5 protein-coding genes are annotated in these 6,891 nt (G+C 34.0%); all 5 read left to right on the top strand.

The features are described 5' to 3' along the window. The coding region (locus FPG59_RS12335) for a DUF6660 family protein (RefSeq protein WP_254906700.1) at positions 1 to 325 on the top strand (325 nt) is incomplete at its 5' end. Positions 326 to 421: 96 nt separating this feature from the next. Then, on the top strand, positions 422 to 4,741 hold the full coding sequence (locus tag FPG59_RS12330; RefSeq protein WP_086454895.1) for a CusA/CzcA family heavy metal efflux RND transporter: 4,320 nt from the start codon (positions 422 to 424) through the stop codon (positions 4,739 to 4,741). 11 nt (positions 4,742 to 4,752) lie between these two features. Continuing rightward, positions 4,753 to 6,003 (top strand): efflux RND transporter periplasmic adaptor subunit, encoded by a 1,251-nt coding sequence (locus FPG59_RS12325; RefSeq protein WP_024981662.1) that lies wholly within the window; start codon positions 4,753 to 4,755, stop codon positions 6,001 to 6,003. A 61-nt stretch (positions 6,004 to 6,064) separates the two neighbouring features. Then, positions 6,065 to 6,238, top strand: coding sequence for a hypothetical protein (locus FPG59_RS16635; RefSeq protein WP_165930050.1), 174 nt, complete (start codon positions 6,065 to 6,067; stop codon positions 6,236 to 6,238). A gap of 160 nt (positions 6,239 to 6,398) precedes the next feature. Further along, a partial coding sequence (locus FPG59_RS12320) for a DUF1345 domain-containing protein (protein ID WP_254906699.1) occupies positions 6,399 to 6,891 on the top strand: 493 nt, incomplete at its 3' end.

Genomic DNA, 6,891 nt, shown 5'->3' with positions numbered 1-6,891 from the left:
AGTGAAATGGATGAACCTCATACTATCAATTTATCTAACAGCACTTTCATTTTTGCCTTGTGCTGATTTGGAAGTAAATAGTTTGGTACATACATCAAAGGAACTTTCCTCCTATAAAGAAAACCATTCCCACAATAAAGAAAAAGATTTGTGTTCTCCTTTCTGCGCTTGCAATTGTTGTGGAGTGCAAATATTAAGTCATTTTCCAATTAAATTCGATTTTCCTTTAATTTCTGCGGTTATAAAAACCAAAGAGCCATTCTATAAATCTATTTTTGCTTCCAATTTCTTCGGAAGTATTTGGCAACCGCCTCAAATAGCATAATGATGCCCGAGTAATTTCGGGTTAGAAAATTGTGACCTTTTCACAAATAATGGCAAATATTCTATTTGCTGATTTCTAATTCATTATAATATTTCAATGTTAGACAAAATCATACAATTTAGTATAAAGAACAAGTTCATTATACTCTTATTTACCCTTGTGCTTATAGCCTGGGGAAGTTATTCTATTAAAAATTTACCGCTGGATGCCTTGCCAGATGTAACTAATAATCAAGTACAAATAATTACTACTGCCCCTACTTTAGCAAGTCAGGAAGTAGAACAATTAATTACCTATCCACTCGAACAAGCTGTAAAAACGATTCCAAAAGTAATTGAATTACGAAGCATTTCTCGTTTTGGATTATCTGTGGTAACTGTTGTTTTCAAAGACGATGTAGATATATATTGGGCAAGAGAGCAAATTTTTCAACGCTTAAAGCAAGCTGAAGAAAACATACCTAAATATGCAGGTTCTCCAGAATTAGGACCTATTTCTACAGGTCTAGGAGAAATATATCAATACGATGTATATGCCAAAAAAGGCTATGAAGATAAATACGATGCCGTAAAATTACGAACCATTCAGGATTGGATTATCACTCCACAATTACAGGGTATTGAAGGTGTTGCCGAAGTCAGTACCTGGGGAGGAAAATTAAAACAATACGAAGTGGCTATTAATCCAAATAAACTAAATAGTTTAGGAATAACCATTACCGATATTTTTGAGGCTTTAGAAAAAAATAATCAAAACACAGGCGGTGCTTACATTGAAAAAGACCAATACTCTTATTTCATTCGTGGTGTTGGTATGGCTACAGGCATCAAAGATTTAGAAAATATAGTGGTTGCCAATAAAAACGGTGCACCTATTTTAATTCGAAATGTAGCCGAAGTTAGAGAAGGTGTAGCACTACGTTATGGGGCATCTACTAAAGACGGAAAAGGAGAAATTGTATGTGGAATGGCTCTTATGCTAAAAGGAGAAAATTCAAGTGCAGTTGTCAATAGAGTAAAAGAAAAAATGGATCAGATCAACAAAACTCTTCCAGAGGGAGTGGTTGCTGAAGCTTTTATCGATAGAGGAAAATTAGTAGATAGTGCCATAGGAACTGTTACTAAAAACCTATTGGAAGGTGCATTAATAGTAATATTTGTATTGATCTTATTTCTTGGAAATCTTCGTGCAGGACTAATTGTAGCATCTGTAATTCCATTATCAATGCTTTTCGCTGTGATTTTGATGAATACCTTTGGAGTAAGCGGAAATCTAATGAGTTTAGGAGCAATCGATTTTGGAATTATTGTCGATGGTGCGGTTATAATTGTCGAAGCAACAATGCATCATTTGCAAAAACTCAAAAGAAAAAAAGATTTATCCCAATCTGAAATGGATGAAGAGGTATATCAATCGGCTTCCAAAATTAGAAACAGTGCCGCTTTTGGGGAAATAATTATCTTAATCGTGTATTTGCCAATCCTGGCATTAGTTGGCACAGAAGGTAAAATGTTCCGACCAATGGCAATGACAGTAGGATTTGCAGTAATAGGTGCATTTGTTATGTCTTTAACTTATGTACCAATGATGAGTGCGATGTTCTTATCCAAAAATACAGAACACAAAACCAATTTTAGTGATAGAATGATGGCTTGGTTCGAGGGAATATATACCCCGTTTTTAGAAAAAGCATTGCGTTTCAAAAAAGCAGTTTTGGCAATTTCATTAGGTCTATTTGTATTGGCGCTAGTAATTTTTCAAAATATGGGTGGCGAATTCATTCCAACAATTGAAGAAGGAGATTTAGCCTTAAATGCTACAATTATGACCGGAAGTTCGCTTTCGCAAATGGTAAAAACAACCACAGAATATGAAAAAATTCTAAAAGCTAAATTTCCCGAAATTAAAACCATAGTAACCAAAATTGGAAGTGGTGAAATTCCAACGGATCCAATGCCTATAGAAAGTGGGGATATGATTATTGTACTTAAAGACAAAAGTGAATGGACAGGTGATTACGACAATTGGGAAGATTTAGCCAATGCAATGAAAGAAGAAATGGAAGCCATTCCAGGTGCTAATATTGAAGTTTCACAACCAATTCAAATGCGATTCAACGAGTTAATGACCGGAAGCCGAAGTGATATAGCCATTAAAATTTTTGGTGATGATTTAGAAATTTTAGATACTAAAGCCAAAGAATTGATTGCTAAAGTCAATAATATTGAAGGCATTGGAGACTTAAAAGCAGATAAAGTAACAGGCTTACCGCAAATTACTGTAAAATACGATTACAATAAAATTGCATTATATGGTTTGAATATTACCGATATCAACCAAATCATCCGCTCTTCATTTGCAGGAGAAAGCGCAGGTAAAATCTATGAAGAAAGCAAACGATTTGATGTAGTGGTGAGAATGGATGCAGCTAGCCGAACAGATATTACAGATGTGAGTAATCTATTTATTCCTTTACCAAACGGACAACAAGTACCACTATCACAAGTAGCAACGGTTTCTTATGAGCAAGGCCCTGTTCAGGTTTCTCGTGAGAATGGTAAACGTAGAATTACTGTTGGATTAAACGTTCGTGGTCGAGATATAAAAAGCGTTGTCGAAGAAATTCAGGCTAAACTTGATAAAGATTTCAAACTTCCCCCAGGTTATTATGTTACTTATGGAGGACAATTCGAAAACTTGATTGAAGCTACTAAAAGACTTTCGGTTGCTTTACCTATTGCATTAGCATTAATAATGGTGCTGCTATATTTTACTTTCAATAGTATGAAACAATCTTTGCTAATATTTACCGCCATCCCATTATCAGCCATTGGAGGTGTTTTCGCACTATGGATGAGGGGAATGCCTTTCAGTATTTCGGCAGGAATTGGATTTATAGCCCTTTTCGGAATCGCAGTGTTAAACGGAATTGTATTGATTTCTTATTTCAATCAATTGAAATCTGAAGGAATAACCGATCCATTACAAAGAGTTTTAATGGGTACAAAAACACGGTTACGACCTGTTTTAATGACAGCTGCTGTTGCGTCTTTAGGATTTATGCCAATGGCATTATCCACCAGCGGTGGAGCTGAAGTACAAAAACCATTGGCAACGGTTGTTATTGGAGGATTATTATCGGCTACATTATTGACGTTGATTGTTTTACCAATACTTTATTTATTGTTTGAAAAAGGAATTAAAGCAAGAAGAAAAATAAAAACACCAATCGTTACCCTAATAGTTTTATTGATAAGTAGTTTTTCTTTTGCTCAAAATAGCCAGCCTATTTCATTACAAAAAGCTATCGAAATTGCAAAAACCAATAATATTGATTTAAAGATTGCTGATAAGGAAATTGAGAAACAAACGGTTCTGAAAAAGACAGCATTTCAAGCAGATCCTTTGCAAGTGCAATATCAGGGTGGGCAATTCAATAGTAAATATTATGATAGCAATGTTTCGATACAGCAGTATTTTCCAATTGGAAGAATTACAAAAGCCAATCGTCAATTGCAGGAAGAATTGGTGAAACTAGCTGAAAAACGAAAAGCATTATCCGAATATGAAATCGAAAAAGCAGTAACAATCGCCTACTATCAATATTTATATGGTGTTTCTGTACAAAAACTAAATGCAGATTTATTGGAAATTTATTCTAAATTCCTAAAGAATGCAGAACTACGTTTTGAAACAGGCGAAAGCGGAAAAATTGAAGTAATCAGTGCCAAAGCAAAGTCAAAAGAAATAGAAACACAGCAAGCGCAACTCGAATTTGATTTGGCAATTTACCAAAAACAATTACAATTTTTTATTCAAACGGAAGAGAATATTGTACCCGATAGTACAACGCCAATGCAATATTCATTTCAACCGAATGAAAACCAATCCAAAGTAGAAACGTTGGTAACCGATTATTATACACAGCAAATTTCGGTGTATCAAAAAGAAGCCAATACTTTTAAAGCATTGCGAACACCAAAATTAGGATTAGGTTATTTTGGACAAACCATTGATACCAAATCTTATTTTCAAGGGTTTACGGCAGGTTTACAAATTCCTTTATTTGGTGGGGTAAATTCAGCTAAAGCTAAAGCATCTGCTATCAGTATTTCGCAATCCCAATTAGAATTAGACAAAAATAAATTGACTTTGAAATTACAAATGCAGGAATTGAAAAATGATTTCGAAAAGCAACAAAAAGCATTAGATTATTATCAAAAGGAAGGTTTGCTATATGCAGAACAAATAATTGCAACGGCTCAAAAAAGTTATGCCAATGGTGATATGAGTTATTGGTATTACATCAGTTTTTTGAATCAGGCTATCGACATCAAAAAGCAAAATGCCGAAGCTACCAATGCTTATAATCAAAGTGCTATTCAATTGCAATTTCCATCTATTTCTAACAAATAAAATTTCTCAAAATGAAAAATATAAATTCAAAATTCAAAATTTTCTTAATACTTAATACTTTATTCTTACTACTTCTCACCTCTTGTGGAGAAAAGAAAACAGAAGAAGCAGGTCACGAAGAAGAAAAATCAGAAAACGAAGTAGCATTAACAGCCTTACAATTCAAAACAGTTGGTATTCAAACAGGTTCTGTAGAAAACAGGAATCTTAATTTAGTGATTAAAGCCAATGGATATACGACAGTTCCACCACAAAATATGGCTAACATTTCAACCTTAATTGGAGGAACGGTTAAGGATATTTTTGTTTTAGAAGGCACGTATGTAAACAAAGGAAAAGTACTGGCAACTATTCAAAATTTAGAAGTAGTTGGAATGCAGGAAGATTATAATTCGGCTGTTGCCAATATTGAATACCTGCAATTAGAATACAATCGCCAGAAGACATTAACTGATGAAAATGTAAACCCTAGAAAAGTACTTCAGGAAGTAAAATCAAAACTAGCTGTTGAAAGAGCCAGAGCAAAAGCTGCAAAAAACAAATTGCAAGCCCTGAATATGAGTACAAGCGGATCAAGTTTGGTACCGATAGTTTCACCAATATCCGGTTATGTTGGAAAAATCAGCATTGCCAAAGGAGCATTTGCCGAAACAGGAATAACCCTTTTTGAAGTCGTGGATAATAGCCAGATGCACTTGGACTTAAACGTTTATGAAAAAGATTTGGAATCAATTTCTGTGGGGCAAACGATAGACTTTATTTTGACTAATCAAGGAAACAAATCCATTAAAGGAAAAATATTTGGTATCAATAAATCCTTTTCAAATGAAAGCAAAACCGTTGCTGTTCACGCCAAAATTAATCCAGCTGATTCCAAAGATTTAATTTCTGGAATGTATGTTTCTGCCAATATCAATATTAAAAATGCAACCGTCCCTGCCCTACCCAAAGATGCTGTTGTAAAAAATGGAGATAAATACTTTGTCTATATCCAAGAAGAACACGAAGAAAAAGCCACAGGTAAAAAAGCAGAAGCTCACGAACACAAAGAAGGCGAAGCACATTCTGAAGAAGCTGTTGGCGAGGAAGAAGGACACAACGAAGTACATTTCAAAGCAATAGAAGTTGTACCAGGAACAACAGATTTAGGGTATACCGAAGTGAAATTTGTTGAAGCAATTCCTGCCGATGCAAAAATTGTAATTAAAGGAGCTTTTTATTTACTGTCTGCTATGAAAGGTGGCGGTGAGCATACACATTAATAAGTAGTTTAAGAAGCATTAGTAAATTTTATTCACAACAATAGCTCGAATCGAACGAAGTGTGATAAAAAATATCCTAAAACGTTATGGGCAATTAGAAAATTTAAGACTATCTAAAACCGCTAGTATTATTTGTATTGGCGGTTGTGATAGTAAATTAATTGATGAAGACTATGCCCCCAAAATAATATTAGAAAAATCATTAATTGCTGAATATGAAAACAACAAAATATAGTTTTCTGCGAAATACTAGCGGAATAAAAAAGATAATAATTTGTCTTACCTTATCATTATTGTTGTATTTCATTTTACTGTTTTTTAAAATTGATATTAAAAACAGGATAATTTTATCCTGGGATATCTTTTGTCTTTCTCTAATTATATTTAGCTGGGCATTGTTTTTTACTACCACAAATAAAGATCTATGTGAGGTGGTAGATCGTCAGGATGATGGACTTAAAGTGATTTTTACGATAGTGCTCATTGCTGTTTGTGTTAGTTTGTTTGGTACTTTACTTCTTTTAAAAGGTACAGAAGAATCGTCCTTTAACAGAATATTTGATGCAATCGTTTCATTATCGCCCATTTTAGTGTCGTGGACATTGCTTCATACAATTTTTACAATTCGGTATGCACACTTATATCACGACCATAATCAATTAAAAACGGGTAGTAATGTTGGAGGTATCAAATTTCCTTGTAAGGAGGAGCCTGATTATATTGATTTCGCCTATTTCTCATTCGTAATTGGTATGACATTTCAAGTTTCAGATGTCCAAGTAAGCTCAAAGGTTATCAGAAGATTTGTTTTGTTGCACAGTCTAATTTCATTTGCGTTCAATACAATTATTGTGGCACTGACTATTAATAGTATTGCCAGTTTTAAAT

It is taken from the genome of Flavobacterium sp. FPG59 (assembly GCF_002150205.1).
Classification (GTDB): domain Bacteria; phylum Bacteroidota; class Bacteroidia; order Flavobacteriales; family Flavobacteriaceae; genus Flavobacterium.
Note: the sequence above shows the minus strand (reverse complement) of the source record. Positions and strands in the feature narration are given on the sequence as shown.

What these genes read in the sequence shown, in the direction of transcription:
- FPG59_RS12325 (WP_024981662.1), top strand. Translation starts at nt 4,753, where the DNA reads ATGAAAAATATAAATTCAAAATTCAAAATTTTCTTAATACTTAATACT.
- FPG59_RS12330 (WP_086454895.1), top strand. Translation starts at nt 422, where the DNA reads ATGTTAGACAAAATCATACAATTTAGTATAAAGAACAAGTTCATTATA.